The organism is Agreia sp. Leaf244, from assembly GCF_001422695.1.
In the GTDB taxonomy this organism is placed as follows: Bacteria; Actinomycetota; Actinomycetes; order Actinomycetales; family Microbacteriaceae; genus Agreia.
In genome coordinates this window covers 309,640-335,232 of sequence record NZ_LMLX01000001.1, presented here as the reverse complement: position 1 = coordinate 335,232, position 25,593 = coordinate 309,640, and the positions used below count along the sequence as shown (strand labels likewise).

Annotated in this window: 26 protein-coding genes; 15 read left to right on the top strand and 11 right to left on the bottom strand. The window is 68.0% G+C overall.

Annotated elements, in window-relative coordinates; all coding sequences use genetic code 11:
• Positions 1-44 precede the first annotated feature (44 nt).
• The gene (locus tag ASF06_RS01535; RefSeq protein WP_055942475.1) at positions 45-998 is read left to right on the top strand and encodes a hypothetical protein; all 954 of its coding nucleotides are present in this window, start codon (positions 45-47) and stop codon (positions 996-998) included.
• 131 nt (positions 999-1,129) lie between these two features.
• Positions 1,130-1,660, top strand: a complete 531-nt coding sequence (locus ASF06_RS01530; RefSeq protein ID WP_055942473.1) for a GNAT family N-acetyltransferase — start codon at positions 1,130-1,132, stop codon at positions 1,658-1,660.
• Positions 1,661-1,719: 59 nt separating this feature from the next.
• On the opposite strand, the gene ASF06_RS01525 is transcribed toward ASF06_RS01530, so the two are convergent.
• Entirely contained in the window at positions 1,720-3,153 is a 1,434-nt protein-coding gene (locus ASF06_RS01525; protein ID WP_082500617.1) for an MFS transporter, read from the bottom strand.
• A gap of 75 nt (positions 3,154-3,228) precedes the next feature.
• Between ASF06_RS01525 and ASF06_RS01520 the strand changes: the two genes are divergently transcribed.
• Complete coding sequence (locus tag ASF06_RS01520) at positions 3,229-3,891, top strand: TetR/AcrR family transcriptional regulator (protein ID WP_055942467.1); 663 nt, start codon at positions 3,229-3,231, stop codon at positions 3,889-3,891.
• A 44-nt stretch (positions 3,892-3,935) separates the two neighbouring features.
• Here the strand turns inward: ASF06_RS01520 and ASF06_RS01515 are convergent, their stop codons facing one another.
• Positions 3,936-5,369: an RNB domain-containing ribonuclease gene (locus ASF06_RS01515; protein ID WP_055942465.1), complete on the bottom strand. Its 1,434-nt coding sequence runs from the start codon at positions 5,367-5,369 to the stop codon at positions 3,936-3,938.
• Between the two features lie 49 nt (positions 5,370-5,418).
• Complete coding sequence (locus tag ASF06_RS01510) at positions 5,419-6,441, bottom strand: NADP-dependent oxidoreductase (protein ID WP_055942462.1); 1,023 nt, start codon at positions 6,439-6,441, stop codon at positions 5,419-5,421.
• 188 nt (positions 6,442-6,629) lie between these two features.
• On the opposite strand from ASF06_RS01510, the gene ASF06_RS01505 reads away from it, so the two are divergent.
• The 3 genes from ASF06_RS01505 to ASF06_RS01495 all read left to right on the top strand — a co-directional run bounded on the left by ASF06_RS01505 (position 6,630) and on the right by ASF06_RS01495 (position 8,713).
• Positions 6,630-7,253: a DUF998 domain-containing protein gene (locus ASF06_RS01505; protein ID WP_235500858.1), complete on the top strand. Its 624-nt coding sequence runs from the start codon at positions 6,630-6,632 to the stop codon at positions 7,251-7,253.
• Positions 7,254-7,286: 33 nt separating this feature from the next.
• A complete protein-coding gene (locus ASF06_RS19940) occupies positions 7,287-7,817 on the top strand; it encodes a MarR family winged helix-turn-helix transcriptional regulator (protein ID WP_055942457.1) in 531 nt (176 codons plus the stop codon).
• Positions 7,818-7,927: 110 nt separating this feature from the next.
• Positions 7,928-8,713, top strand: coding sequence for an SDR family oxidoreductase (locus ASF06_RS01495; RefSeq protein ID WP_055942454.1), 786 nt, complete (start codon positions 7,928-7,930; stop codon positions 8,711-8,713).
• An 82-nt stretch (positions 8,714-8,795) separates the two neighbouring features.
• On the opposite strand, the gene ASF06_RS01490 is transcribed toward ASF06_RS01495, so the two are convergent.
• The 3 genes from ASF06_RS01490 to ASF06_RS01480 all read right to left on the bottom strand — a co-directional run bounded on the left by ASF06_RS01490 (position 8,796) and on the right by ASF06_RS01480 (position 10,743).
• Positions 8,796-9,152, bottom strand: a complete 357-nt coding sequence (locus tag ASF06_RS01490) for a nuclear transport factor 2 family protein (protein ID WP_055942451.1) — start codon at positions 9,150-9,152, stop codon at positions 8,796-8,798.
• 194 nt (positions 9,153-9,346) lie between these two features.
• Complete coding sequence (locus ASF06_RS01485; RefSeq protein WP_055942447.1) at positions 9,347-10,117, bottom strand: alpha/beta fold hydrolase; 771 nt, start codon at positions 10,115-10,117, stop codon at positions 9,347-9,349.
• Positions 10,114-10,743 carry a YqaJ viral recombinase family protein gene (locus tag ASF06_RS01480; protein WP_326940670.1) on the bottom strand — a complete coding sequence of 210 codons (630 nt, stop codon included), beginning with the start codon at positions 10,741-10,743 and terminating at the stop codon, positions 10,114-10,116. The genes ASF06_RS01485 and ASF06_RS01480 overlap by 4 nt, the downstream gene beginning before the upstream one ends.
• Positions 10,744-10,841: 98 nt before the next feature.
• Here ASF06_RS01480 and ASF06_RS01475 point away from each other — a divergent pair, with 98 nt between their 5' ends.
• Positions 10,842-11,681, top strand: coding sequence for an NAD-dependent epimerase/dehydratase family protein (locus ASF06_RS01475; RefSeq protein WP_055942444.1), 840 nt, complete (start codon positions 10,842-10,844; stop codon positions 11,679-11,681).
• 105 nt (positions 11,682-11,786) lie between these two features.
• Here the strand turns inward: ASF06_RS01475 and ASF06_RS01470 are convergent, their stop codons facing one another.
• On the bottom strand, positions 11,787-12,455 hold the full coding sequence (locus ASF06_RS01470) for an ABC transporter ATP-binding protein (RefSeq protein ID WP_055942441.1): 669 nt from the start codon (positions 12,453-12,455) through the stop codon (positions 11,787-11,789).
• 82 nt (positions 12,456-12,537) lie between these two features.
• Positions 12,538-14,037 (bottom strand): ABC transporter permease, encoded by a 1,500-nt coding sequence (locus ASF06_RS01465; protein WP_055942438.1) that lies wholly within the window; start codon positions 14,035-14,037, stop codon positions 12,538-12,540.
• Between the two features lie 182 nt (positions 14,038-14,219).
• On the opposite strand from ASF06_RS01465, the gene ASF06_RS01460 reads away from it, so the two are divergent.
• Together ASF06_RS01460 and ASF06_RS01455 are read left to right on the top strand one after the other, a co-directional pair.
• The gene (locus ASF06_RS01460) at positions 14,220-14,960 is read left to right on the top strand and encodes a response regulator transcription factor (RefSeq protein WP_055924209.1); all 741 of its coding nucleotides are present in this window, start codon (positions 14,220-14,222) and stop codon (positions 14,958-14,960) included.
• Between the two features lie 29 nt (positions 14,961-14,989).
• Entirely contained in the window at positions 14,990-16,477 is a 1,488-nt protein-coding gene (locus ASF06_RS01455) for a sensor histidine kinase (protein WP_055942436.1), read from the top strand.
• Between the two features lies 1 nt (position 16,478).
• Here ASF06_RS01455 and ASF06_RS01450 read toward each other — a convergent pair whose 3' ends face one another.
• Positions 16,479-17,735 carry a hypothetical protein gene (locus ASF06_RS01450; protein ID WP_055942432.1) on the bottom strand — a complete coding sequence of 419 codons (1,257 nt, stop codon included), beginning with the start codon at positions 17,733-17,735 and terminating at the stop codon, positions 16,479-16,481.
• A 155-nt stretch (positions 17,736-17,890) separates the two neighbouring features.
• Here ASF06_RS01450 and ASF06_RS01445 point away from each other — a divergent pair, with 155 nt between their 5' ends.
• Together ASF06_RS01445 and ASF06_RS01440 are read left to right on the top strand one after the other, a co-directional pair.
• Positions 17,891-18,808: an LPXTG cell wall anchor domain-containing protein gene (locus ASF06_RS01445; RefSeq protein ID WP_055942429.1), complete on the top strand. Its 918-nt coding sequence runs from the start codon at positions 17,891-17,893 to the stop codon at positions 18,806-18,808.
• Positions 18,809-18,844: 36 nt separating this feature from the next.
• Positions 18,845-19,774, top strand: coding sequence for a TolB family protein (locus ASF06_RS01440; protein ID WP_235500857.1), 930 nt, complete (start codon positions 18,845-18,847; stop codon positions 19,772-19,774).
• Here the strand turns inward: ASF06_RS01440 and ASF06_RS01435 are convergent.
• A complete protein-coding gene (locus tag ASF06_RS01435) occupies positions 19,765-20,196 on the bottom strand; it encodes a DUF4190 domain-containing protein (RefSeq protein ID WP_055942427.1) in 432 nt (143 codons plus the stop codon). The two genes, ASF06_RS01440 and ASF06_RS01435, sit on opposite strands and share 10 nt — an antisense overlap.
• A 323-nt stretch (positions 20,197-20,519) precedes the next feature.
• On the opposite strand from ASF06_RS01435, the gene rplJ reads away from it, so the two are divergent.
• The 3 genes from rplJ (at position 20,520) to ASF06_RS01420 (ending at position 22,342) form a co-directional block, all read left to right on the top strand.
• Positions 20,520-21,032, top strand: a complete 513-nt coding sequence (rplJ, locus tag ASF06_RS01430; protein ID WP_055924194.1) for a 50S ribosomal protein L10 — start codon at positions 20,520-20,522, stop codon at positions 21,030-21,032.
• A gap of 90 nt (positions 21,033-21,122) precedes the next feature.
• Positions 21,123-21,506: a 50S ribosomal protein L7/L12 gene (gene rplL, locus ASF06_RS01425; RefSeq protein WP_055924190.1), complete on the top strand. Its 384-nt coding sequence runs from the start codon at positions 21,123-21,125 to the stop codon at positions 21,504-21,506.
• Positions 21,507-21,646: 140 nt separating this feature from the next.
• Entirely contained in the window at positions 21,647-22,342 is a 696-nt protein-coding gene (locus tag ASF06_RS01420) for a hypothetical protein (protein WP_055942422.1), read from the top strand.
• A 503-nt stretch (positions 22,343-22,845) separates the two neighbouring features.
• On the opposite strand, the gene ASF06_RS01415 is transcribed toward ASF06_RS01420, so the two are convergent.
• Positions 22,846-23,874, bottom strand: a complete 1,029-nt coding sequence (locus ASF06_RS01415; RefSeq protein ID WP_055942419.1) for a LacI family DNA-binding transcriptional regulator — start codon at positions 23,872-23,874, stop codon at positions 22,846-22,848.
• A gap of 306 nt (positions 23,875-24,180) precedes the next feature.
• Here ASF06_RS01415 and ASF06_RS01410 point away from each other — a divergent pair, with 306 nt between their 5' ends.
• Positions 24,181-25,506, top strand: a complete 1,326-nt coding sequence (locus tag ASF06_RS01410; RefSeq protein ID WP_055942416.1) for an ABC transporter substrate-binding protein — start codon at positions 24,181-24,183, stop codon at positions 25,504-25,506.
• Positions 25,507-25,593 lie beyond the last annotated feature (87 nt).

Below are 25,593 nucleotides of genomic sequence, written 5' to 3'. Positions count from 1 at the left end.
GGGGGCGCTGCTGCACCCACGTCGAGCACTGTCATCCTCGCCTCATGCCTACCCCAGGGCCGCTGCCCAATGACCTGGCCTCTCGCGCGTTCACCACTCGCGAGGCGCTCGCGCGGGGAATCGGCGCGTCGAGGCTGCGTGCCCGCGATGTCAGCCAGCCTGTTCGTGGCGTCAACGTCGCGTCTCGTTCCGAGCCGACCTTCATTCAGCGCTGTCGGGCACTGATGCAGGTGCTTCCACCCGGATCTTTCATCAGCCACGACTCGGCGGCACGACTCTACGGATTTCCCGTCGGCGCGGGCGGTACCCCGAGCATCCATGTCACGGTGCCTGCGCCGTATCGCGCACCCCGGCGCGCCCAGGTCATCGGCCATCGTGCGACTCTGACAGGCACTGAGTGGATGCGATCCGCCGGGTTCGCGCACAGCACCGCGGCGCGCGCGTGGCTTGAGCTATCCAGCACGTCACTGACCTTGGAGGAGGCCGTCGTGGTTGGGGATTATCTCGTGCGCGCACGGGAGACCAGGCGGGGATATCGACCCCTGGCGACGCTCGAAGAGCTGCGCGCAGCCGCGGAACAGTCCGCCGACCGCAGAGGCAGTCGCCTCGTCTCGGCAGCGCTGGGCGCAATACGGGAAGGCGTCGATTCACCGAAGGAGACGCAGCTTCGTCTGCTGCTGCTTCGAGCCGGATGCCCGGAGCTCGTCGTCAACGAACCCATCCTCGACGAGCGCGGCCGTGTCATCGTGCAGCCCGACCTGCGCATTCGGGACTACCGCATCACCCTCGACTACGACGGCGACCATCACCGCACGAGCCGCAGGCAATGGATGCGCGACATCAGGCGATTCAGGCAACTCGCGGGAGAGGAGATGGTCGCCCCTCGTGTGGTTGCCGACGACATGGAACCGCCTGGAGTCTTCGAGTTCCTCGCTGATGTGCAGGGAGAACTGGACCGGCAGGGGTGGGCAGGAAGGCTCCGCTACAGGCCGAACTGAGCGTCGGCAGGTGCGTGCAGCACTGAGGTGACAGTTCGGGTCGCCGCATTCGGTAACTCGGCTCCGAGCTGTGCGTCGAACCGGCAACACGGCGCCCGTGATCGGTGGGCAGAGGGCAGTAGTGTGGCGGGATGTCTGTTTCTGTGAGGCGCGCGACCGCATCCGATGCTGCGGCGCTCGCCCGGGTCGCCGCCGTCACCTTCCCGCTCGCGTGTCCTCCGCACACCACCGACGAGGCCAAGGCGGCGTTCATCTCGACGCACCTCAGCCATGCGAACTTCGAGGCCTACCTCGCGGACCCGGCCCGCGACATCCTGATCGCCGAGGTCGACGACGAGGTCGTCGGCTACACGATGCTGGTGTTCGCCGAGCCGAGCGATCCCGACGTCGTCGCAGCCCTCAGCCTGCGGCCCTCCATCGAGCTCAGCAAGTTCTATGTCATGCAGGGCCACCACGGCCAGGGCATCTCTGGCGCCCTCATGAGCGAGACGCTGTCGGCGGCGCGCGCACGAGGGGCCGCCGGCGTGTGGCTCGGAGTGAACGAGGAGAACGCCCGCGCCAACCGCTTCTACGAGAAGAACGGCTTCGCGAGGGTCGGCACGAAGCACTTTCTCGTGGGCGACAACTACGAAGACGACTTCGTGAGGCAACTCGCCCTGTAGGCGCCCCTTCGACGGGCTCAGGGAACGGATCCTTTCGACAGGCTCAGGGAGCGGGCCGCTCAGCGGGCGGCGGAGACGAGCACCGGCTCCGGGGTGAGCGGGGCGACGTCGCGCATGCCGCGGCTCCGTCCGGCCGGAAGGAAGAGCGCGATCACGGCGGCGAGGGCCAGGGCGCCGGCGCCGACGAACACGGCCGGCACCGCGGCATCCACGTACCCGGTGGGCGTGAGCTCGCCGCCCGCCCCGGTGAAGACGGCGGTCAGCACGGCGATGCCCAGGGCGACGCCGATCTCGCGCAGCGTCGAGTTGGTGCCGGAGGCCTTGGCGTGGTCGTCGGGAGCCATGTTCACCAGCACGGCGGTGGAGCTGGGCGCGAAGACCAGGCCCATGCCCAGCCCCGCGAAGATGAACCCGGGAAGCATGCTCGGGTACGTCGCATCCGGGGCCATTGTGGCGGCGAGCCAGCCGATGCCGATCGTCAGAGACGTGAGGCCGGCGACGATCAGGATGCGCGTGCCGACGCGGGGTGCGACGAGCCCGGCGAGCGGGGCCACGACCATGGGCGCGACGGTCCAGGGCATGGTGAGGACGCCCGCCTCGAGGGGGGAATATCCCTGCACGATCTGCAGGAACTGGATGAGGATGAACACGGAGCCGAAGGCGCCGAAGCTGAACGTGAGGCCCACCGCGTTCGAGATCGAGAAGCTGCGGTCCCGAAAGAGACGCAGCGGCAGCAGAGGCGCCGACAAACGCGACTCCCGCACCAGGAACAGCGCCAGCAGGATGGCGCCGCCGAGCAGGCCGACGAGTACCTCGGCGCTCGTCCAGCCGGCGTCGTTGCCGCGCACGATTCCGTAGACGATGCCGAGGATGCCGACGCCGGCGAGGATGACGCCGATGACGTCGGAGCGCACCCGGGCGCCGAACGAGTTCGGGAGGGCGGCGATGGCGAGGGGCACCGACAGGATGCCGAGCGGCACGTTCAGCCAGAAGATGGCCTGCCAGCTCCAGCCCTCGACGACCGCGCCGCCGACCAGTGGGCCAAGCGCCACGCCGAGCCCGGAGATGCCGCCCCAGATACCGATGGCCAAGGGCCGCATGCGGGTCGAGACGCTGCCGACGAGGAGGGTGAGCGACAGGGGCATCACGGCCGCGGAGCCCGCACCCTGCAGGGCCCGGGCGAGCACCAGCATCCACGGTTCGGTGCTGAGCGCGGCGGCGGCGCTCGAGAGCGTGAAGAGCACGATTCCTCCGACGAAGAAGTGTCGCCTGCCGAAGCGGTCGCCGAGACTGACGAAGAGCAGCATAAGAGCGGCGAAGCTCAGGGTGTAGGCGTTCGTGATCCACTGCAGCTCGGTGACACCGGCGCCGAGGTCCTCGTGGATCACGGGCAGGGCGCTCGTGACGACGAGGTTGTCGAGGGTGGCCATGAACATGGGCAACGAGGCGGCGACGAGCGCGAGCCAGACGGGAATGCGACGGGCGACGGACATGAGCTCTCCACACGGTTCTCGGTAGTAATCAATCAATAACCAGAGGCTAAGTTATCACCTGATACCATATCAAGCGTGACCAACAACGCCGCCGTCGAACAGCCGGTCCGAGAACGCATGCCCGCCGCCGAGCGCCGGGAACTGATCCTCGGCCACGCGAGCGAGGTGTTCGGCAGGCGCGGCTATGCGGGGACGACGACGGAGCAGATCGCCCAGGCGGCCGGGATCAGCCAGCCCTACGTGGTGCGTATGTTCGGCACCAAGGAGAAGCTCTTCGTCGAGGTGATCGAGCGCGCCCTCGGCAAGCTCACCGTGGCGTTCCGGGAGGTCCTCCGGCAGCACAGCACGGGGGAGATCCCGTCAAACGAGCTCGGCGCGAGGCTCGGTCAGGCCTATGTCGACCTGATCGAAGACCGCGGAATCCTCATGTCCCTGATGCAGGGCTTCATCCAGGGGCACGACCCGGTCATCGGGGAGCGGGCACGCGCGGGCTTCCTCGAGATCTATCGACTGCTCCGCGACGAGGCGCACTTTCCGGCAGACGAGGTGCGCAGCTTCCTCGCCGACGGCATGCTCATCAACACGCTCCTCGCCATCGGTCTGCCCGATAACTTCGAGGGCGACGAGGCGGCGACCGAGCTGATGACCCTGTCGTTCGGGGCGAAGCTCGACACGGTGCTGTGCGCGGCGACCGACCGACCGGCCGGCCGACAGGGGCTAGCGCCGACCCGGGGCTAGCGCCGACCAGGGCCTAGGCCCGACCGGGCGAGCCCCGATCTGTCTCAGGCGACGAGCTCGAACAAGACCCGACCGGTTGCGATCTCGGCCTCGACGAGACGCACGCGAACCCGCTGGCCGGGCGTCAGGGCGCCGGTGCACTCAGCGTCGACGGCGGGGTCGATCACCTGAACGACTCCGCGGGATTCCCTTGCCGAGATCACCGAGGCGTCGAAGACCTCGCCCACTCGATCGCTCAGCAGGGCCGCCTCGACCGCCCCGATCGACCTGCTGTCGAGCTGCGATGCACGCGAGTCGGACGAGGCCATGATCTTGGGCAGGGTGGGAAGGGCGTCGCGGATCCATTGCGGCGGAGCCTTGGCGGCGCACAGGGCCTCGCAGACGACAAGCACGAAGCGGTCGACCAGGCGTCGGAGCGGCGCCGTGGTGTGAGCGTAGGGCGCCGCGACGGCGGCCTGCATCACCTGCTCGGGCAGCTCTCCGTCGAAGGCGGTATAGCCGGCGCCCCGGAACAGCGATCCCGCGGCGTGCGTGATGGCCAGCTGCAGAGGGTCGTTCGGGTCGAGAGACGCTAGGTAATCGCCGTAGGGCATGCTCACGGGCCACGGATGACCCAGCGCCTCCGTGCGGCGTCGGAAGCGATCGACGGTGTCGGGCTCGGGTTCGGGCATCGTTCGCAGGATGCCGACACGACCGTCGAGCATGATGCGCGCGGCCTCCATGCCGGTGAGCAGCGAGACCTGCGCGTTCCACTGTTCGACGGGCAACGACGAGCGACGCTCGAGCGTGTAGTGCCCGTCGTGCGATTGCACGATCTGCTCCGGTCTCGACAGGCTCGCGCCCCCGCGCAGGCGCTCGAGCTCGCGTCGTGCAGGGCCGAGCTCGGCGAGCAGCAGCAGCGTCGACCGCACCGGATCGGACTCGATGGGGCCCGCGTCGATCTCGCGCTGGGCCTCGAGGTACGACAGCTGGCGAACGCTCCGGATGCGCGCGCGGGAGAGGGTGGTGTCGAGCACGGCGCCGTCGCCGTCGAGTTCGAACCTCCACACGAACGCGCCTCGCACGAGGTTCGGCAGCAAAGACGCGGCGTTCTCGCTGATGACGGTCGGATGAAGCGGAATGCGCCCGTCGGGGCCGTAGAACGTCTGGCCCCGGAGTCGGGCCTCCGCATCGATCTCTGCGAGCGGTTCGACGAACGCGGGCACGTCGGCGATCGCGTAGCGAACCAGGAACCCCTGGCCGAGTCGTTCGATCTGCACGGCCTGGTCGAGGTCGGTCGACCCCTCGGGGTCGATGGTGACGAACGGTATCGCCGTGAGGTCGGCGGTGGGAAGCGGATTCGCGGCGACGACGCGCTCGGCCTCGCGCTCGACCGCGGGCGGAAACTGCTGCGGCAGGTCGAGGTCGTTACGGATCGCCGCTATCGCGGCGGTGAGTCGGTCGTCGGTCGAGGTCAGTCTCAGCGGAAACGTGGTCACCCGCCCCAGCGTACGCGGCGCCGGTGACGCCGCACGATGGGATGCGGCGCTAGGGAATCTCGAGAACGATCTTGCCGCGGGTGTGCCCGCGCTCGAGCAGCGCGTGCGCCTCGGCAGCGTCCTCCAGGGGGTAGATCTCAGAGATGTGCACGTGCAGATCGCCCGAATCGATGAGCCGGGAGATGATGGAGAGACAGGCGGCGTCGGGGGCCACGGAGTAGCCGCTCGACCGCATTCCCGCCGCCTCGGCCTCCGCGGCGAAACCGAGCCAGCTGCCCGTGGGAACCGAGATGATGAGTCCCCCGGGGCGCAGCGTGGCGAGCGAGCGGGTTCCTGTGTCGTCGCGAACGTTGCCGACGAGGTCGATCACCACGTCGACATCCGACACCCGGTCTTCGAAGCGCGTGGTCGTGTAATCGATGACCTCCTCCGCTCCGAGCTCGCGCAGCCAGCTCACATTGGCGGCCGAAGTCGTGGCGACCACCCGGGCGCCGAAGTACGCGGCGAGCTGCACGGCGAGGTGGCCCACTCCGCCGGCACCGGCGTGAATGAGCATGCGCTGCCCCTCATGCGCCTTGGCCACATCGACGACCAGCCCCCATGCGGTGAGCGCTGCGGTCGGCACCGCGCTCGCCTCGACGGGGGTGAGCCGACGAGGCTTGCGCGCGACCTGCAGGCTGGGCACCGAGACGTACTGCGCGTACGAGCCGGCCACCCGCGGCGAGGCGCTGACGCCGTACACCTCGTCGCCGGGCTTGAGCGGATGCCCGTCGTACGGGCTCTCGACGACGATGCCGCAGAAATCGCGGCCGAGAACGGCGGGGTAGAGCGGGATGGCCGCCGCGACGCCGGCGCCCGACCGTGTCTTCGCGTCGATCGGGTTGACTCCCGCGGCCGACACCTTAACGAGAATCTCCGAGCCGGCCCGGATGGGTGTGGGCACCTCTGCGAGGCGCAGAACGCCCGGGTCTCCCGGCACGTCGAACACGATCGCCGTCATGGTCGCGGGAGTGTTCGATGGGGGAGCGCTGACGAGGCTCGGGGTGATCGAATGGGTCTCGTGCGGCGTCATTGCTGGCCTTTCATCGACTGGTTCTGGGCATCCCGTGAGGGATTCTCGATGGGAATATTGAGTCCATCGAGCGTGAGGGTCGTTCGGGCTTCCCGCAGGCTCCAGTCAATCGGTCGAATGATTCACCGGTGTTACGACGGTGTTCCTTGGAAGCAAACAAAAGGCACCCCCGGTACCATTCGCATATCGTGACAGTCCGAATCCTCCTTCCGATCGCTGCCACAGCTGTTCTCATCGGGCTCGTCCTGTTATGGGGAGCGCGCATCGCCGCGAACCGTTTCGTCTATGTGAGCGAACTCGGAGCCGACGGCGAGCCCACCGCGTGGGCGTTCCGCTGGGCCCTCCTTCTCATCGCCTCGGCCGCCGTGGTCGTGGCCGTCGCCGCACGCCACCTGCGCTCGCGGCTGCGCATGCTCGCGGTCTGGACTCCCTCGGTGTCTCTGGTCGTCGCCGGCGTCTCGTTCGCGGTTGCCTCGCAGGTGACCTGCACGAGCGGATGCCCCCTGCCCGTCGGTTCGTCGTTCACCTGGCAGGACCTCATCCACACGAGCATCGCGGTGCTCGGATTCGCCGCGGCCTGCGTCGCGATGCTCCAGGTGGCGACGGCGAAGGACCACCCGGGGCTGGCCCGACTCTCGTGGATCTCGGCCGTCGTGGTCGCCGTCGTCGCCGGGACCGGCGGCATCCTGTCTCTGGCCCGTTTCATGGTCGACCTCGGCGGCATCCTCGAGTTCGTCGCAACGACCGTCGCGCTGCTCTGGCTGGCCGTGCTCGCCCTGGCTCTGCTCGGCGCTACGCGCCCCACCACGTGATGTCCATACGGACAAAGTAGTTAGAGTTGCCACGTGGACGAGAGTGAGAAGCCGAGCGGTCGACGATCGCTTCACCCGGGCGACTTTCCTTACAGGTCGGAGCTGCTCGCGAACCTGAGTGCGCTGATCCTTCTGTGGGACTCTCCCGCTATCCAGGGCGACATTCTCGCCAAGAGCGGCGAGAGCATCGACCAGCAGTCTCACTCGGCACTCCGTCATCTGCTGGCGTGGGGGCCGATGAGACCGACATCCCTCGCGGAAGTGCTCGCCACGGGGGCGTCCCACGTCAGCAAGATCGTGCGGCGGCTCGAGGGTGACGGACTCGTCAAGCGCACAACCGATCCGGCCGATGGCCGCGCGACCCTGATCAGCCTGACCGAAGCCGGTGAGAAAGCGGCGCGTGGTGTGTACGCGCTCGGTGATCGCATGATTGCCGAGGTGCTGGAGGGATGGTCCCCCGCCGACATCCGCCGGTACACCGACCTCACGGAGAGGTTCGTCAAGGACGCGATCGATTCAGCCACTCGCATGCTCGAGCGAGGCCTTCTTCCACCCACATCCTGATTGTTGATGTCCTAGCGGACAGTATCGATGATATTGTCCTTGAGGACAGTATCTTCGACACGACGACACGTCGGGTCCTGAAGACATCATCGAGCGATGGGAGAACACATATGTCGAGCAAGGATCGCGATCGTCTGGACGGTCGCGTCACGTTGGTTACCGGGGGAACGAAGGGCGCCGGATCAGCGGTCGTCGAGAGACTGCGTGAACTCGGCGCAGACGTCTACGTCTCGGCGCGGTCGATGCCTGACGGCTACGAGCACGCCGACCGATTCATCGCCGCTGACACCTCCACGAAGGAGGGCACCGATCTCGTCGCTGCTGAGATGGACAAGGCGGGCGGCGTCGATATCGTCGTTCATGTGGTCGGAGGGTCATCGACGCCGGCGGGCGGTTTCGAAGCCGTTCCCGAAGAGCAGTGGATGACAGAACTCCAGCTCAACTTCCTGGGAGCCGTGCGCCTCGACCACGCACTGATTCCCGGCATGCTCGCCAAAGGGGCAGGGGTCGTCTTGCATTTCACCTCGATCCAGCGCCAGATGCCCCAGTGGGAGTCGAGTCTTCCCTATGCGGCCGCGAAGGGTGCGCTCCGCACCTACAGCAAGGGGTTGGCCACCGAGCTCGCTCCGAAGGGTGTGCGGGTCAACGCGATCAGCCCCGGCGGCATCAGGACGGAGGGCACCGAGGTGTTCTACGACCGGATCGCCGAGGCCAACGGGATCACCCGCGCGGCGGCGGCGCAGCGCGTCATGGACTCGCTCGGCGGCGTGCCCCTGGGCAGATTCGCCGAGACGGAGGAGATCGCCGACCTGGTCGGATTCCTGGTCTCCGACCGGGCGTCGGCGATCGTCGGCGCCGAGGTCGTGATCGACGGCGGAACAGTCCGGACCGTCTGACGAGACGTCGCTGCGTTCTCGTGCGAAACAAGAAGAGGCTGCCTCCACGTGGAGGCAGCCTCTTCTTCGTGGTGCGGATCGGCTACACGGCTGAGGGGGCGAAATCGAGCTGGACGATCTTCCCCTCATCGTTGAGGTGGAACTGGTACTCCAGCTCCGCGACTCCGCCGGGGAAGTCTCCCTCGAGTCGATACGACGCTCCGACCATTCCGTCGACCTCCCGTGCTCCGAGGAATGACAGGGTGGTGGTGAAGAGGTGGATCGACTCGTCGATCCACCTGCGGATCTCCTCCCGGCCACGGAAGGTCTCTCCTTGGTCTGCAGCCACCGCGTTCTCCGCGAACAGAGCCTCGACCGTGTCGGCTTCGCCTGCCTGCCATCCATCCACGAACCCGTGGACAGCCGCCGGCAGGTCGCCGTTCTTCAGTTCCTCGCTCACTGTTTGTCCTTTCTTCTTTCGAGATATCTCGTGCGCTTGGCGGACGCTGGCTGCGACCACCGTGAAGACGGGTGCGGGCGCCGCGAAAGTCGCATCCCGATCGACCACACCAATAAACCGTCCTCTAGGACAGTAACATATTTAGTGTCTCATAAGACAGTAAATATCGGTGATCATGCGGGCGTTCCTGTGCTCTAGCGGGTCGACGCCGCGTCCCACCCCAGGAATGCGGTGACGCTGCGGCGCACCGCCGCCACCTGCGCTCCGTAGCCCGCGTCGCGCGACGGCACTTCCGCGTACTCCGGGTCGTGCAGCAGCTCGGCCCAGCGGCGGGCGACGGCGACCGGATGCACGGGGTCGCCGATTGCGGCGACCACGGCCGTGCGGGCGGTCACGGCGGCGGGCTCGGATGCGTCGGACCAGGCACGGTTGCGGGGGATCTCGACGAGTCGCCTCGAGCGCTCCACTGCGAGCGGACTGCGGAACTGCTGAAGCAACGCGTCGGCGCCGACGGGGGACTCGGCGGCGGCACGCGCGAACACCGCGCCGGTGCGGAAGCGTCGTTCGCCCTCGACGGCGCCATGGTCGGCCAGCAGCTGTGCGATCACGGGAAAGGGTCTGAGGTTGGGCGGGAGCCCGCTGTCGGTGAAGGCCGGTCGCACGAAGACGGCCTCGCGCACGTCGAGGCGCTCGTCGAGCGCCAGGCGAAGAGCGATCGCAGCACCCATGGAGATGCCGATGAGGGTGAGCGGTGTGGATGCGTGGCCGGCCGCCAGGAGCGCCAGGGCCACCTCGTCGGCTAGATTCGCCAGCGAGAAGTCGGCCGCCGATCCCACGACAGTGCTGCTGCCGTGCGCCCTCACGTCGGGTGCCACGACGGTGACGGTAGGCGGGATCACCGGGGCGAACAGGCTGAGCGGCTGGGAGCTCTCGCCGCCCAGGCCGTGCAGCAGGACGACGGTCATCGCCCGGGCTGGATGAGCGCGAGCAGCTTGTCGGCGAGGCTCACGAGGCGCGCGATCTCGTTCTCGTCGCGGTCGACCCACCGGCTCTGCGGTTCGGGGTCGACGGGAAGGAAGTTGTCGTGCTGCTCCCACACGACGATGGTTCGTTCGGCGCCGAGAACATACTGCTGCCACCAGACCTGCCGCAGATAGTGCCGCGGAATGGAGCGCCAGGCCTTGTTCGTGGTCTTGATCTCGGCGAGTTCGACCGTGCCGTGCTTGGTGACCGCCACACCGTCGGGCGTCGCGAGATGCCGCTTCTCGCCCTCGGCGTGGAACAGCGACGAACTCGGCAGCACGCCGTACATGGCTCGCACGTAGCGCGCGATGTGCGGCTCGCGATCCCTGCCGTGCTCGGTGAAGATGTTGCCGCCGAAGCCCGTGCCGTTGATCTTGTCGTAGGCGACCGACTCGAGGTTCTGCGGCCCTGTGAGGCGGGCGACGTCGGTGGCGGTGACCCCGCGGCTGCGCGCGCGCAGCCACTCGACCCGGTTCGTGCCGTCGGCGACGAGTCGGTCGAGGTGCGCGGGGCGGGCGGGCCTCTGCTCGTCTTCCCAGGGGAAGGAGAGCATGGGCTGAAGAGTCACCTGCTTATTCTCGCTCACGACCGGTGACAGACTGGAGGGACGCGCTCGGCATCGACCGGATGACCGCCTCGCGCCCGCCTCACGACAATGGAGTTTCAATGCGTATTGCCCTGACCGGTGGTTCTGGAAAGCTCGGCAGCGTTGTGCTGTCGTACCTGCGTTCCGAAGGCCACACCGTGACCAACTTCGACGTCGTCGGCGAGCGGGGGTCGGGCTTCGTGCGGCTCGACCTCGCGAACTACGGCGACGTGGTGGATGCGTTCCACAGCATCGACGACGGGCCCGACGGCTTCGACGCGATCGTGCACCTCGCCGCGATCCCGGCGCCGGGCATGCGGAGCGATGTCGTGACGTTCGAGAACAACATGCTCGGCACGTACCACGTGTTCAAGGCCGCGGAGCGGGCCGGCATCACGAACATCGTCTACGCGTCGAGCGAGACGGTGCTCGGCCTGCCCTTCGACGTGCCGCCGCCCTACATTCCGGTCGACGAGGAGTACCCGGCCCGGCCCGAGAGCACCTACTCGCTCGTGAAGCACCTCGAGGAGACGATGGCGATCGAGCTCACGAGGTGGAATCCCGAGCTGAAGATCGTGGCCCTGCGCTTCTCGAACGTGATGCATGTGTCCGACTACGCGGAGTTCCCGTCGTTCGACTCGGATGCTCTGAAGCGCAAGTGGAACCTCTGGGGTTACATCGATGCGCGCGACGGAGCCCAGGCTGTGCTGAAGGCGCTCGAGTGGCAGCACACCGGGTTCGACCGCTTCATCATCGCGGCGGCCGACACGGTGATGAGCCGCCCGAACGCAGAACTCGTCGCCGAGGTGTACCCGGGGGTGGAGACCCGGGGCGAGCTCGGCGACACGAAGACGCTGCTCTCGATCGACAAGGCCCGTCGCCTGCTCGGCTACGACCCGAAGCACAGCTGGCGCGACTGACGCCCCCCGCTCCCTGAGCCTGTCGAAGGGGCCCTTCGACGGGCTCAGGGAACGGATCTTCGACGGGCTCAGGGAACGGCCCTTCGACAGGCTCAGGAAGCGGAGCTACAGCTCCTTCACCGCCCCGCCCTTGATGTGCAGGCGGCGCTCGGCCCGCTTCGCGACCGCGGAGTCGTGCGTGACGATGATCAGCGTCAGCTGCTTCTCGCGCCAGATGCCCTCGAGCAGCTCCATGATCTCGTCGCGCGTCTCCTCGTCGAGGCTTCCCGTGGGCTCGTCGGCCAGCAGCACCTCCGGGTCCTTCACGATCGCCCGCGCGATCGCGACCCGCTGCTGCTGACCGCCGGACAGTTCGGCCGGCAGGTGCAGCATGCGCTCGCCGAGCCCCACCGACTCCAGCGCCGCCGAAGCCCGCGAGGTGCGCTCGGCGTTGGAGAGCCCCAGGGGCGCGAGCGCGGTCTCGACGTTCTCGCGTGCGGAGAGGGTGGGAATCAGGTTGAAGCCCTGGAAGACGAAGCCGATCTCCTTGGCCCGGATGTGGGCCAGCTTCGTGTCTCCGAGCTTCGACAGCGTCGAGTCTCCGAGCATCACCTGGCCCGATGTGGGTCTGTCCAGTGCGCCGAGCATCTGCAGCAGCGTCGACTTGCCTCCGCCCGTCGGGCCCTGGATGGCGACCATCTGGCCGCTCGGAATGGTGAGGGTGACGCCCTTGAGCGCGGTGACGGTGTGCTTCGATTTCGTGTAGCTCTTCGTGACGTCGGTGAGTTGGTACATGTGTCGCTCCTTCGTGGATGCGCGAGTAATGGATGCGCGAGTAAGAGATGCGCGGGTGGGGGAAACGCGGGTGGGTGGATGATCAGGCGACGGCGCGCAGCGCCTCGGCCGGCCGGAGGCGCGATGCCCTCCAGCCGCCGATCGCGCCGGCGAGCAGGCCGCCGACCACGGCGAGCCCTACCGCGATCACAATGACCGACACCGTGACGGGGGCGTTGAGCACCACGTCGGAGGTCGCCGCGGCCTGCGCCGCCTGACCGAAGCCGCCGCCGCCCATGCCGGGCCCGCCGGCTGCCGCGCCATCCGGTGCCGCAAGCCCGCCGGCCGTCTGGGTCGACGCCGTCGCGCTGAGGGTCGGGGCCACGAGGTTCACCACGATCACACCCAACAGTCCGATCGCGATGCCCGCGACGCCTCCGATGAGTCCCTGCACGAGCGACTCCCCGGCGACCTGGCCGACGATGCGCCGGTTGCTCCAGCCGATGGCCTTCAGCGTGCCGAACTCGCGGGTGCGGCGCGTGACTCCCGAGATGGTGAACAGGATCGCGATCAGGAACGCGGCGGCGAGCACGATGACCGACAGCCAGGTGCCGAGGTTGCCCACGAGGGTCGACGCCGTCGACAGCGAACCCGACACGCTCGACGCGAGGTCGGACTGTGTGCTCACCGTGTTGTCGGGCAGCGCCGTCTCGAGCGAGGTCTTGAGCGACGCGATGTCGTCGGCCGAGGCGGCCTGCACGTAGATGCTCGAGATCATGCCGTCTTCGCCGCTCAGGCTCTGCGCCACGTCGAGGGGGATGTACACGTTCGATGCGGTCGACGCGTCGCCGCTCGACGACTCGACGAGGCCGACGATCTCGAACGACGTGCCGCCGATGTCGATCGTGCCGCCGACGGCGAGCTCGGCCGTCGTCGCGTAGGCGCTGTCGAGCACGGCCACGAAAGTGCCGGTGTCGCCGGATGCGAGGGTGCGGCCGTCTGTCAGCGTCACGGCCGAGAGGGGGCCGACAGCGGATGCCGCGGGGTCGAGACCCAGCACCGTGAACGAATCGACGTTGAATGAGGAGCCGCCCGCGCCATCCGCCCCGCCGGTCGGGGCCGTGCCCTCGGCCGCCTCGCCCGGAGCAGCGCCCTGCGGCATCTGGCTGAAGTCGGGCAGCTCGCCGTCGAAGGTGGTGTTGGTGAGCGCCAGAACGCCGGCGGCCTCGGAGACGCCGTTCTCGGCGGTGACGGTGTCGAGGGTCGTCGCGTCGAACGTCGACGTGCCCATGCCCGCCGTCAGGCGCGAGGTCGCGACGGCCGTCGATCCGTCTGCCGTCGAGCCCGCGTCGGCGCCGAAGTCGAAGCGCTGGCCGGGCCCTCCGGCGCCGTCAGCGCCCGGGGCCGCTGCGGCCTTGGAGACGGTGATGTCTGTTCCGACCCCGTAGACGCTGCCGAGAACAGAGGTCTGGGCGTCTTTGACGCCGGCCGCGACGGAGTTGACGATGATGACGAGGGCGATGGCGAGGGCCATGCCGACGGCGATGATGATGGTCTGCTTTCGTCTGTTGACGAGTTCTCGCCGGAGGTAGGTGATGAACATGGGGCTCCTTGGGAAGGCGGTGTCGGTGCGGGTGATCCGCGGTCACACGGTAGGGACGCCGCCCCGGCGAGGCTTATGACGAGGCTATGAATCACGTAAGAGGGGAGGGCTTCCGATGTCCACAGCCGATCGCAGCCTGATTCATAGAATCCGCATAGGAACCGGGTCGATACTTGGGGCTTGTGACCGAGACCCACGCTTCCTCCTCCCGCCCCAAGATCACCCGGGCCGACGGCTCGCCCGTGCGCGCCCTCGTCGTCGATGACGAGGCCACGCTCACCGACCTGCTGCAGATGGCCCTGCGCTACGAGGGGTGGGAGATCCGCACGGCGGGCGACGGGCAGACTGCGCTGCGCATCGCCCGCGAATTCAAGCCAGACGTGATCGTGCTCGACATCATGCTGCCCGACATCGACGGCCTCGCCGTGCTTCAGCGCCTGCGCGCCGACGGGCAGGAGACGCCCGTGCTGTTTCTCACCGCGAAGGACGCGCTCGACGATCGCATCGCCGGCCTCACCGCGGGCGGCGACGACTACGTGACCAAGCCGTTCAGCCTAGAGGAGCTGGTGGCCCGCCTGCGCGGCCTCATCCGTCGTTCGACCCTCACGCTCACCGACGCGTTCGACCCGGAGGTCTCGATCGGCGACCTCGTGCTGAACGAGGACAGCCACGAGGTACACCGCGGCGGCGACCCCATCGAGCTCACGGCGACCGAGTTCGAACTGCTGAGATTTCTGATGCGCAACCCTCGCCGGGTTCTGTCGAAGGCGCAGATCCTCGACCGGGTCTGGAGCTACGACTTCGGTGGTCGCTCCAGCGTGGTCGAGATCTACATCTCGTACCTGCGTAAGAAGGTGGATGCCGGACGCCCGCAGATGATCCACACCGTGCGCGGCGCCGGCTACATCCTCAAAGCGGCCTGAGCGCCGACCGGCCTTCATCAGTGCGATCCATGACCCTGCGCAACCGGCTCATCCTGAGCGTTCTCGCCCTGATCGCCCTGGTCGGGCTGATCATCGGCGTCGTCTCGTCGTTGGCCCTCAACGGGTTTCTGCTCGCGCGGCTCGACACGCAGCTGCAGACGGCCACGAACAGGTCGCTCATGTCGATCGACGGGCCGCGGCCCGACTCCCCGAGCTCGGGCAGCACCGGATCCTCCGGAGATCCCGCCTTCGTGGGAGGCCCCGGGCAGGCCGCAGGGACCCTGGGCGGCTTCAGCCTCGGGGGAGTCGTGGACCGCGCCGCGATCGTCGACTCCGCCGGGGTGCTGCAGCAGCTCACGACCGAGCAGCTCGACACCCTCTCGTCGCTCACGGCGACCGACCAGCCCCAGACCGTGAACCTGGGCGGGTCGCTCGGCGACTACCGGGTGGCGTTCGACCGCTCCGAATCGGGCAATGGCATCGTCGTCGGCCTTCCCCTCGCCGATGTCACCGCGACGGTCACGCAGCTGGTGATCGTGACCGTTCTCGTGACGATCGGCGGCCTCGTGGTGGCCGCGCTGCTCGGAACCGTGCTCATCCGCCTCGCCCTGCGGCCGCTCGATCGCGTCGTCGCCACGGCGACCAGGGTCACCCGGCTCCAGCTCGACCGGGGCGACGTGGCGCTCGCCGAGCGCGTTCCGGATGCCGACACCGATCCGCGCACCGAGGTGGGCAGGGTGGGGGCCTCGCTCAACAAGCTGCTCGGACACGTGGCCTCTGCGCTGACGTCGCGGCAGGCGAGCGAGAACAAGGTGCGCCAGTTCGTGGCCGACGCCAGCCACGAGCTGCGCACGCCCCTCGCCTCGATCCGCGGCTATGCGGAGCTGACCCGGCGCGGCGACTTCGACCTGCCCCCCGACGTGACGCACTCGCTCGGCCGCATCGAGTCGGAGGCCACGCGCATGACGAGCCTCGTCGAGGACCTGCTGCTGCTCGCCCGTCTCGACGAGGGGCCGTCGATCGAGAAGGCTCCGGTCGACCTCACCCGCGTGCTCGTCGACGCCGTGAGCGACGCCCACGTCGCGGCGGGCGATCACGAGTGGGTGCTCGACCTGCCCGAGGAGCCGATCGAGGTCTCCGGCGACGGGCCTCGGCTGTACCAGGTGGTGTCGAACCTGCTCGCGAATGCGCGGGTGCACACGCCCGCCGGCACCGAGGTGACCGTGGCGCTCGCGTCCGGCGTCGACGCATCCGGGGTTCCCAGTGCGATCATCACCGTCTCCGACGACGGCCCCGGCATCGATCCCGTGCTGGTCGAGACCCTGTTCGAGCGATTCGTGCGCGGCGACGTGTCGAGATTCCGCCAGGCCGGCTCGACCTCGACCGGGCTCGGTCTCGCGATTGTGCGGGCCGTGGTGGATGCGCACGGCGGGGGCGTCGAGGTCGAGTCGCGTCCCGGTGCCACCGCGTTCCGCATCACGCTGCCGAAGCGAGCGGTGGGAGCGGCCGCCCGCTGACTCAGCCTGCGGCGGCGTCGCTCGCGGCGTCGCGAAGCTGGGCGAAACGGCTCTCGGCCGCGTCTGCGGTCGTCGACACGACCGTGACGAACGCGCTGTCGCCGGGCTGCGCGGCGTCTCCGCCCGAGTAGGCCGTCAGCCAGTCGTCGAGCGCGGCCTGGCCCGCCTCGAATTCGGCGTCGGTCGTCTCGAGCCAGGCGCTGTACTCGGGCAGGGGAACGCCGGCGTTCAACGGCGTCTCCTTGGCGAATCGGGCTGCCGACTCGGCGTCGACCGCGGAGCGCTTCGACCAGAGATCGGCCGCGAGAACGCAGTAGTCGGCGAGAGCGGTCACGGGGCAGTGATCGGAGTAGAAGGAGGCTGCGGCGTCGTCGAAGCGGGTGTTCACCGCGCTGATCGCCGCGCCGTAGCTCTCGCGCGCGGGGCTCGCGAGGGGCTGGCAGGGAGCATCGCCCGAGCAGGCGAACTCGACCGTGCCGCTGGTGGTGACGACCTGCTCGGACTCCCCGGGCGGAACCATCAGCGGTGTGGCGGTGGCGGTCGTCTCCGATGCGCGTGCGTCGGCGATCGGCCGCAGTCGCGTGAGCGAATCGCAGAGGGTGTCGAGGGTGTCGAGCTGGGTTCTGCCGTCGGAGAGCAGCTCGTTCGCCGCCGCGAGCAGGGGCGCGATCGAGGCGGTCGCCTCGTCGACGCGGGCGTTCACGGACTCGTCGGCCGAACGCTGGGCCGGCGAGGGAGCCGTCGGCGGCGGTACGCCGACGAGAGCATCGAACCGGCTGCGCGTTCCGTCGAGAGCCGCGCACTGCTGCGCCAGCGCGTCGTAGGCGCGCGTCGTCTGCGAGAACTCGTCGTATTTCGTCTCGAGCGTGATGCCGATCGAGGTCGCGCCGAGCCCGGTGATCGCCTCCGCCGACCAGGTGCTGCGGAACTCGTCGACGGCCGCCAAGTAGGCGTCGGAGCGGGAATCGGTATCGGACGCGGGCGGATCGTCCGATCCGCCCGAGCCGGTGGCCGCGACGATCAGCGACGTTCCCCCTGCGACGAGGGCGAGCCAGAAGCCGATGCTGAGCACGACCCATGCGGCGCGCCGACGACGACGCGGGGCGGCGGGCTTGGCGAGCGGAAGCGCTGTGGCGCGTTTCAGGCGGGCGCCAGACGTCGAGCCGGAGGGCACGAGTTCGGGCATCTCTGGCGTGTTTCCCGGAGCGAGGTGATGGCTCGCGCCGACGGACGAAAACCGTGCGTCGTTCTTGGCCATCTGTTCTCCGGGTGCGTGAGTCGGCGGTAGATCATCGACAGAACCCGCCCCCCGTGGGCCCTGTGGGCTATAGTACTGAGGCTGGGGGAAAAGATACGTTCTCGAGACCGAATTGGATTCCCCACATAGTGAGTACTAGTGCACTCCGTCGTCGCATGATCGATCGTCCCGCCGCCGCGAGGCGTGTCACCGGCCTCCTGGCCGTCGCAGCGGCCCTTGCCGCCGGCCTCGTCGCCGCGAACCCGCTGGGCGCACCGCTCGCGGCGTCCGCCGCAGAAGCCGCTCCGGGCATCCTCACGATCAGCGCGTCGGCGTCGCGCATCGCTGCAGGAGACCGGGCCTTCATCAGCGTGCACCGCAGCGGCGGTGCAGACGGGGTCGTCGGGGTGAGCGTCGACTCCCAGGCGCTGCCCGCAGAACTCGCCTCGGTGATCGCCCCCATCGACACCCAGGTCACCTTCCTCGATCGCGACACCGCCGACAAGGTGATTCCGATCGTCTTCCTCGGCGATGTGCCGGGTGGGCTGCCCGGCAGCGGCGATGTGCCGTCCGGTGGCGACGTCCCGCCCGGCGACGATGTGCCGCCGAGCGATGATGTGCCGCCGAGCGATCCGACGGATGCGCCGGGTCTCGGGGGTGCATCGGCGCGGGCAGCGACATCGGTGGTCGCCGACCACGCGGTCGCGCGGGCGCTCGCCGCAGCCGAGGTGGCAAGTGCTCCGTTCACCGTGTCGCTGTCGGCGCCCACGGGCGGCGCGGCCCTCGGCACGCCGTCGACCGTCTCCCTCCTGGTCGCCACACCGCCCACGACCACGCCGGTCGACGGCGGGTCGGATTCCGGGGGATCGAGCACGGGCGGCACGACCACGCCCGGCTCCACCACGCCGGGGTCCAGCACGAAGAACAGCACGAAGAACAGCGCGGGCACGACCAGTCCCGTCGGCGGCGACCGCTCCCTCGCCGACACGGGGGCCGACGTGATGCTGCCCTTCATCGGGGCGACTCTCGCCGCCATCCTGGGCCTCGGCGCGGTGCTGTTCGTGCGCCGACGCCGCACGCCGGAGTCGAGCTGAGTCGAACAGCCGCGGCAGGCGGCCAGAATGGAGGGCATGACGTTCCTGACCCTCCGCGCGGATCAGCGCGCCGACGTGCGCATCTTCGACCTCGATTCGGGTGAGACGTCGGTCGTGTTCAGCTCGACCTCGCTGTTAGTCGAGGCGCCGAACTGGCATCCCGAGGGCGAATGGCTCGTGCTCAACGTCGAGGGCGGCCTGGTGCGCCTGCGCGCAGACGGGTCATCGGCGCTCGAGCCGATGCCGGTGCCCGCACCGCTCGTGCTGAACAACGACCACGTGATCTCGCCCGACGGGCGGCACCTTCTGGTCTCGGCCCGCGACGGCCGGCTGTACAGGCTTCCCTGGGGCGGCGGTGCGGCGACTCCGGTGACCGAGCTGCCCGATCCGGCGCTGCGCTTCAAGTACTACCTGCATTCGGTCTCGCCCGACGGTCTGACGCTGGCCGCCATCGGGGGCGGCCTCGACGCATCCGGCGACTGGGTGACCAATGTCTACACGCTGCCGGCCTCGGGCGGGCCGCACACGCAGCTCACCGACGACGCGTTCGCCGACGACGGAGCCGACTTCTCGGCCGACGGCGAGTGGATCTGGTTCAACTCCGAGCGGGCCGGCGAGTACCCGGGCCACGCCCAGCTGTTCCGCATGCGCACCGACGGCACGCAGCTGACGCGGGTCACGCACGACGATCGCGTGAACTGGTTCCCGCATCCCTCGCCCGACGGGCGGCACGTGCTCTATCTCAGCTACCCGGTGGGAACGACGGGCCATCCGCCGAACCTCGAGGTCGAACTGAGGCTGATCGAGCTCGCGTCGGGCGCGGTGACCACGATCGATTCGTTCCTGGGCGGGCAGGGCACGACGAACGTGCCGGGCTGGTCACCTGATGGCCGCCGCGTCGCCTACGTCGCCTATCCGACGACGGAGAGCGCGAGCGGCGGCCTGCGACCGGCGCATCAGCGATAGGAGCCGATGGCGCCGACCGCTCCGAGGAAGAGCGCCCCGAAGAAGAACAGGGCGGCGAGCAGGTAGCCCGCGAGGCCGATGTATCCGAGCACGAGGCCGGCGATCGTGATGCCGCGACCGTCGTCGCCCGTGCGCTTGATCTGGGCCAGAGCGATGTGCCCGGTGATCACCGGAACGATCGCGAATCCGAGCACGCCGAGAACCAGGGTGATGATGCCCAGCACGTTGGTCGGACGCACGGGCGGGTAGCCGTACTGAGGGGATGCCGCCGGGGTGGCCGGCTGGCCGGGGGCTGTCTGGCCGGGGGCCGTCTGCGGCGTGCCGGGCAGCGGGGTGGTGGCCGTGAGGTCGGGGGCGATCGTCGCCGTCTCGGTCGTGTCGGGGGTGTTCGGGGTGTCTGGGGTGCGTGTCGAAGTTGTCATGCTTCAACGCTACGAACGAGGATGTTCCACGGCATCGGACCCGGGACGTGTTGTCGTAGTACCACGGCATGATCCGGGGCCGCACTTGCATGGCTCCGGCGCATGACGTACAGTGAACGAAGCCAAAGACCGCCGGTTATCGCCGTGCCCGCATTCGACTTGTTCGAACGCAGACGCTGTGATCGAAGGTTCACGTCCGTGAAGACCTGCGCAGGAATAGTCAGTAAACGCACACTCGTGTGCATTCGCTCCGGCCTCCTGCGCCGGAGCTTTTTTTGTGGGGTGAGCCCGGGGCTACCGGCATTGAAACCACAAGGAGCGCCATGGCGAACAAGGAAGCCTCGGTTGCCGAACTCACGGAACTTTTCCAGAGCTCGACCGCCGTTCTGCTGACCGAGTACCGCGGTCTCACGGTCGCCCAGCTGAAGACGCTGCGCGGCACCCTTCGTGAGCACGCAAGCTACGCCGTGGTAAAGAACACGCTGACCAAGATTGCGGCCAACAACGCCGGCATCTCGTCGTTCGACGACGAACTCGCCGGCCCGTCCGCCATCGCATTCGTTCACGGTGACCCTGTCGCCGTTGCGAAGTCCCTGCGCGACTTTGCCAAGGCAAACCCTCTTCTCGTTGTGAAGGGCGGTTACTTCGACGGTAACCCCCTCTCCGCCGAAGAGGTCTCGAAGCTCGCCGACCTCGAATCCCGGGAGGTGCTGCTTGCCAAGCTCGCGGGCGCCTTCAAGGCCTCGCTGTTCGGTGCCGCATACCTCTTCAACGCACCGCTGTCGAAGGCCGTTCGCACGGTCGATGCGCTGCGCGAGAAGCAGTCAAGTAACTAACACCCTTCAACAAACCGTTCCCTGAGCGTTGTGCGCAGGTAACACCAAACCGTTCCCTGAGCTTGTCGAAGGGGAAACAAGGAGAAAATCATGGCAAAGCTGTCAACTGCAGAGCTGCTCGACGCGTTCAAGGAGCTCACGCTCATCGAGCTGAGCGAGTTCGTCAAGGCGTTCGAGGAGACCTTCGAGGTCACCGCTGCTGCCCCCGTCGCGGTCGCCGCGGCCGGTGGAGCTGCCGCCGCAACCGAAGAGGTCGAGGAGAAGGATTCCTTCGACGTCGTCCTCGAGGCTGCTGGCGAGAAGAAGATCCAGGTCATCAAGGAGGTGCGCGCCCTCACGAGCCTCGGTCTCGGAGAGGCGAAGGCACTCGTTGACGGCGCTCCCAAGGCCGTCCTCGAGGGCGCCAACAAGGAGACCGCCGAGAAGGCCAAGGCTCAGCTCGAAGAGGCTGGCGCAACCGTCACCCTCAAGTAGTCTGCGCTCCGACTTCGGAGCACGCTACTGAATCAGAAGGCCCCCGCACTGAACGTGCGGGGGCCTTCTGTGTTTCCTTGAGGGGCTGTGTTCTCAGCCGTCATGTGTACCCTGAAGACCTGCTCAGGGAAGGAGCGATCATGGCCACGGTCTACGACGATGTTCCCCCGCGGGTGCACGACGCCCCGCCCGCCCGCGACAGACGCTCCTTCTTCGATCCGAGTGCGCGCGCCGGTGTTCGCGCATCCGCGACCCGGGTCGTCGGCACCGTCAAGGCCGTCGCGCCTCCCGTGGCGAGCGGTGCCGCTCAGCTCGGAGTTCTGACAGCGCAGGTCATCGCAACCGGCGCCGCTCTCTCTGTGGCCGCCACGATCCTTCTGCTCGGTTCGGGCTACGCCGACGGCGGGGTCGGGGCTTTTCTGCTCTGCCTGCTCGCCGCGGTCGTCGCCTCGGCGATCTCCACCGTCTTCGTCGTGGTAGTCGGGGTTCCGCTCCGTTTCACGCGTCGCGCCCGCCTCTGGTGGATCCGCAACGGCGAGCTCGCCCTCGTCGGCAGCGCGGTCGGTGCGGGTCTCCTCATCGCGTCGGCCATCCTCGGGGGATGGGGAGCGCCGAACGGCTGGCTGCTCGTTCCCGGGTGGCTGCTCCTCGCCTTCTCGCTCGCGCACACCTGGTGGCCGGATCGCTGGCGCCCCGAACGCCTGCGCACCAGGCGGCCCGAGCCGCGCGTGCGCGCGGCCGGCCATGCCCGCGGCGACCGTCGTCGCCGGGCGCGAGCCACCTTCGACGAATTCCTGGTCGCCTCGGGCCGCGCCTTCCGAGGAGAACGCGACTAGTCGCATCCGGCCCCGTTCTGCGCTGATTGGGTAGCCGCGCGAGGAACGAGCACGGCGTATCGCCTCACGGTGGTCTCCAATGAAACGTGACCCCACCATGCGTTGATTGAGTGGCCGCCCGAGGCACGAGCCGGTGCTCTCGACATCCTTACCGCGGTGGCGTCGATGCGGCAGCTTCGTGGCCTACTCGACAGTGCAATGGGCGGAGATGAGCGCATCCGACCCGAATACTGCGTTGGTGTGGCGTATCTCCGACGCACTGAAGTGCGGAAAGTGGCCGCCTCGCCGACGGTCGACGCGGCCACTTTCCGCACCTCAGTGGGACGGTGGCCTCGATACGGCCGCAGGCGGCCTACTAGACCAGCGCAAAACAGCGTTTACCCCGCCACCGAGATGCGAAGCGGCTTGACCGCACGATACGCTCGTTCCTCGCTACCCGACCGGCGCCGAAGGGGTTCGCTCGACCGGCACCGAAGCAGGATTGGGCGAACGGCGCCGTGGCGTCAGCGCTGGGCGCCCGTTCTCGGGGCCGACGTGCTCGAGCGCATCACGAGCTGTGCGGGCACCATCGTGTGGATGCTCGGCGGAGTCCAACCGGAGGTCTCGAGCTGGCGGATGACCAGGTCGACCGCCTGCTCGCCCTGCTTCGCCGGGTTCTGCGCGATCGAGGTGAGGCCGAAGAGCTCGGCCAGCGGATGGTTGTCGATTCCGATCACCGAGAGGTCGTCGGGCACGGAGATGCCGAGCTCGCGAGCCGCCAGGATGACTCCGATGGCGACCTCGTCGGCTGCCGCGAAGATTGCCGTGGGCCGCCGCCGGGGATCGCCCAGGATCTGCTTCGCCACCGCGTAGCCTCCGGGGATGTCGAAGTGGGTCGCCATGTACGACTCGTCGCTGAACGGCAGGCCGGCGGCTCCGAGCGCGTCTCGGAAACCCTGCAACCGCTTCGAGTGCACGTGAAAATCCATGAGCTCGGCTGAATCGCCGCCGACGTGCATGATGTTCGTGTGCCCGAGGGCGATCAGATGCTCGGTCGCGAGCCTCGCCGCGGCGATGTCGTCGATGCTCAGCGTGGGGATTCCGGCGAGGGGGCCGCCGATTCCGGCGATGGGCTTGCCGAGCGCGAGAAGCGATGTCGCCTCGTCGGGTGAGATCTCGAGGGTCACGGCGATGATCGCGTCGACGCGCTTGCGAACGAGGAAGTACTCGAAGACCCTGCTGCGGGCCTCGGTGTTCTTCGTGAGGTTGTAGAGCATGAGGTCGTAGCCGCGGTCGAGGAGCGCGCGTTCGACTCCCTCGATGATGCTGCCGAAGAACCACTGGTTGATGACGGGGATGATGACGCCCACGTTGTTGGTGCGACCGGTGACGAGGCTCGAGGCATTCGACGAGACCACGTAGCCGAGCTCGTTCGCCGCGGTCTCCACCCTGCTGCGGGTGATGGTCGACACGTACCCCCGACCGCTCAGCGCGCGCGAGACAGTGGCTTTCGATACCCCCGCTCGAAGCGCGACGTCTTCGATGCCCGACATTCCTGGCCGACCTCCTCGTCTGCAACCGCTTCCAGAATCGTAACGTCTCCGTCACAATTCCGCTGCCCCACCATAGTGTCGTCCCTGGAAACGAGCGGAACTCTGAGAGCGCTCTCGGTATCGAATCGTTACGGAATTTTTGACTGCCGAGAGAGAGCTTGTGATTTATTAGGACTTATGGAAAGGTTTTCCTACCTGCCCTCCTCGCGGCCTGTTCGCGCGGTTGGGGCGCCCTAGTCCGGTCACTCAACCGGCAGGCAGATCGGCAGTCCTGACGATCTGTTCTCGACTCAATGAGGAGGAGAAATGCGGGTTTCCCTGCATCGCCGTATCACAGCACCCATCGCCATCGCCACAATCGTCGGACTCGCACTCGTCGGCTGCGCCGAAGAAAGCGGCACCGACTCCGGTTCGACCGAGGGCCAGACCGTCAAGATCTCCGGTGGCATCACCGGCACCGAGGCCGACGCTCTGAACAAGTCGTTCGACGCTTTCACCAAAGACACCGGCATCAAGGTCGAGTACACGGGTGACAAGAGCTTCGAGGGCAACATCGTGACGAAGGTCACCGGTGGTTCCGCCCCCGACATCGCCATCGTTCCCCAGCCGGGTCTGCTCAAGACCCTCGTCGACACCGGCGAGGTGAAGGAGGCCGGCGAAGAGACCGAGGCCAACGTCGACAAGAACTGGTCGCCCGACTGGAAGAAGTACGGCACCTTCGACGACAAGTTCTACGCCGCCCCCATGCTCGCCAGCATCAAGGGCTACGTCTGGTACTCGCCGGCTCAGTTCAAGGAGTGGGGCATCACGGTTCCCACGACGTACGACGAAGTCCTCACCATGACGCAGACCATCCGCGACAAGACGGGTGCCGCCCCCTGGTGTGCAGGCTTCGCCTCCGACGCCGCGTCGGGCTGGCCCGGAACCGACTGGATCGAGGACCTCGTCCTTCGCCAGTCCGGCCCCGAGGTCTATGACAACTGGGTCGCAGGAGACGTCAAGTTCACCGACCCCGAGATCAAGGACGCGTTCGACGCCGTCGGAAAGATCCTGCTGAACCCGGACTACGTGAACGCGGGCTACGGCGACGTGAAGAGCATCAACTCCACCGCATTCGGTGACGTCGCGGCGAAGGTCGCCGACGGCAGCTGCGCCCTGACCCACCAGGCATCGTTCCTCTCGGCGAACTTCCTCGACGTGAAGACCGCTGCGGGCGAGACCCCCACGGTCGGACCTGACGGCGACGTCTACGGCTTCGTCCTCCCGGGCATCGAGGCCGACGCGGCCAACATCGAGGTCGGCGGCGAGTTCGTCACCCCGTTCACCGACTCCGAGGCAGTCCAGAAGGTCACGGCGTACATGGCGACTCCCGAGTGGGCCGACATTCGCGTCGGTCTCGGCGGAAGCATCTCGGCCAACCTGAACGCCGACCCGTCCAAGGCATCCAGCCCGCTTCTGCAGGACGCCATGAAGCTCCTCCAGGACCCGAACACCACCGTTCGTTTCGATGGCTCAGACCTGATGCCGTCGACCGTCGGTGCCGGTTCGTTCTGGAAGGGCATGGTCAGCTGGATCGATGGCAAGGACACCGACACGGTGCTCAGTGACATCCAGGCCGGATACGACAACTAACGCATAACCACCTGTCGGGCACACGTGCCCGGCGCCCAGTGGGGGCCGCTCTTGCAACGGGGCGGCCCCCACTCTCGGCCCCGCAGA

What these genes read in the sequence shown, in the direction of transcription:
- ASF06_RS01535 (WP_055942475.1), top strand. Translation starts at nt 45, where the DNA reads ATGCCTACCCCAGGGCCGCTGCCCAATGACCTGGCCTCTCGCGCGTTC.
- ASF06_RS01530 (WP_055942473.1), top strand. Translation starts at nt 1,130, where the DNA reads ATGTCTGTTTCTGTGAGGCGCGCGACCGCATCCGATGCTGCGGCGCTC.
- ASF06_RS01525 (WP_082500617.1), bottom strand. Translation starts at nt 3,153, where the DNA reads ATGTCCGTCGCCCGTCGCATTCCCGTCTGGCTCGCGCTCGTCGCCGCC.
- ASF06_RS01510 (WP_055942462.1), bottom strand. Translation starts at nt 6,441, where the DNA reads ATGACGCCGCACGAGACCCATTCGATCACCCCGAGCCTCGTCAGCGCT.
- ASF06_RS01495 (WP_055942454.1), top strand. Translation starts at nt 7,928, where the DNA reads ATGTCGAGCAAGGATCGCGATCGTCTGGACGGTCGCGTCACGTTGGTT.
- ASF06_RS01485 (WP_055942447.1), bottom strand. Translation starts at nt 10,117, where the DNA reads ATGACCGTCGTCCTGCTGCACGGCCTGGGCGGCGAGAGCTCCCAGCCG.
- ASF06_RS01475 (WP_055942444.1), top strand. Translation starts at nt 10,842, where the DNA reads ATGCGTATTGCCCTGACCGGTGGTTCTGGAAAGCTCGGCAGCGTTGTG.
- ASF06_RS01470 (WP_055942441.1), bottom strand. Translation starts at nt 12,455, where the DNA reads ATGTACCAACTCACCGACGTCACGAAGAGCTACACGAAATCGAAGCAC.
- ASF06_RS01465 (WP_055942438.1), bottom strand. Translation starts at nt 14,037, where the DNA reads ATGTTCATCACCTACCTCCGGCGAGAACTCGTCAACAGACGAAAGCAG.
- ASF06_RS01455 (WP_055942436.1), top strand. Translation starts at nt 14,990, where the DNA reads ATGACCCTGCGCAACCGGCTCATCCTGAGCGTTCTCGCCCTGATCGCC.
- ASF06_RS01450 (WP_055942432.1), bottom strand. Translation starts at nt 17,735, where the DNA reads ATGGCCAAGAACGACGCACGGTTTTCGTCCGTCGGCGCGAGCCATCAC.
- ASF06_RS01445 (WP_055942429.1), top strand. Translation starts at nt 17,891, where the DNA reads ATGATCGATCGTCCCGCCGCCGCGAGGCGTGTCACCGGCCTCCTGGCC.
- ASF06_RS01440 (WP_235500857.1), top strand. Translation starts at nt 18,845, where the DNA reads ATGACGTTCCTGACCCTCCGCGCGGATCAGCGCGCCGACGTGCGCATC.
- ASF06_RS01435 (WP_055942427.1), bottom strand. Translation starts at nt 20,196, where the DNA reads ATGACAACTTCGACACGCACCCCAGACACCCCGAACACCCCCGACACG.
- rplJ (WP_055924194.1), top strand. Translation starts at nt 20,520, where the DNA reads ATGGCGAACAAGGAAGCCTCGGTTGCCGAACTCACGGAACTTTTCCAG.
- rplL (WP_055924190.1), top strand. Translation starts at nt 21,123, where the DNA reads ATGGCAAAGCTGTCAACTGCAGAGCTGCTCGACGCGTTCAAGGAGCTC.
- ASF06_RS01420 (WP_055942422.1), top strand. Translation starts at nt 21,647, where the DNA reads ATGGCCACGGTCTACGACGATGTTCCCCCGCGGGTGCACGACGCCCCG.
- ASF06_RS01415 (WP_055942419.1), bottom strand. Translation starts at nt 23,874, where the DNA reads ATGTCGGGCATCGAAGACGTCGCGCTTCGAGCGGGGGTATCGAAAGCC.
- ASF06_RS01410 (WP_055942416.1), top strand. Translation starts at nt 24,181, where the DNA reads ATGCGGGTTTCCCTGCATCGCCGTATCACAGCACCCATCGCCATCGCC.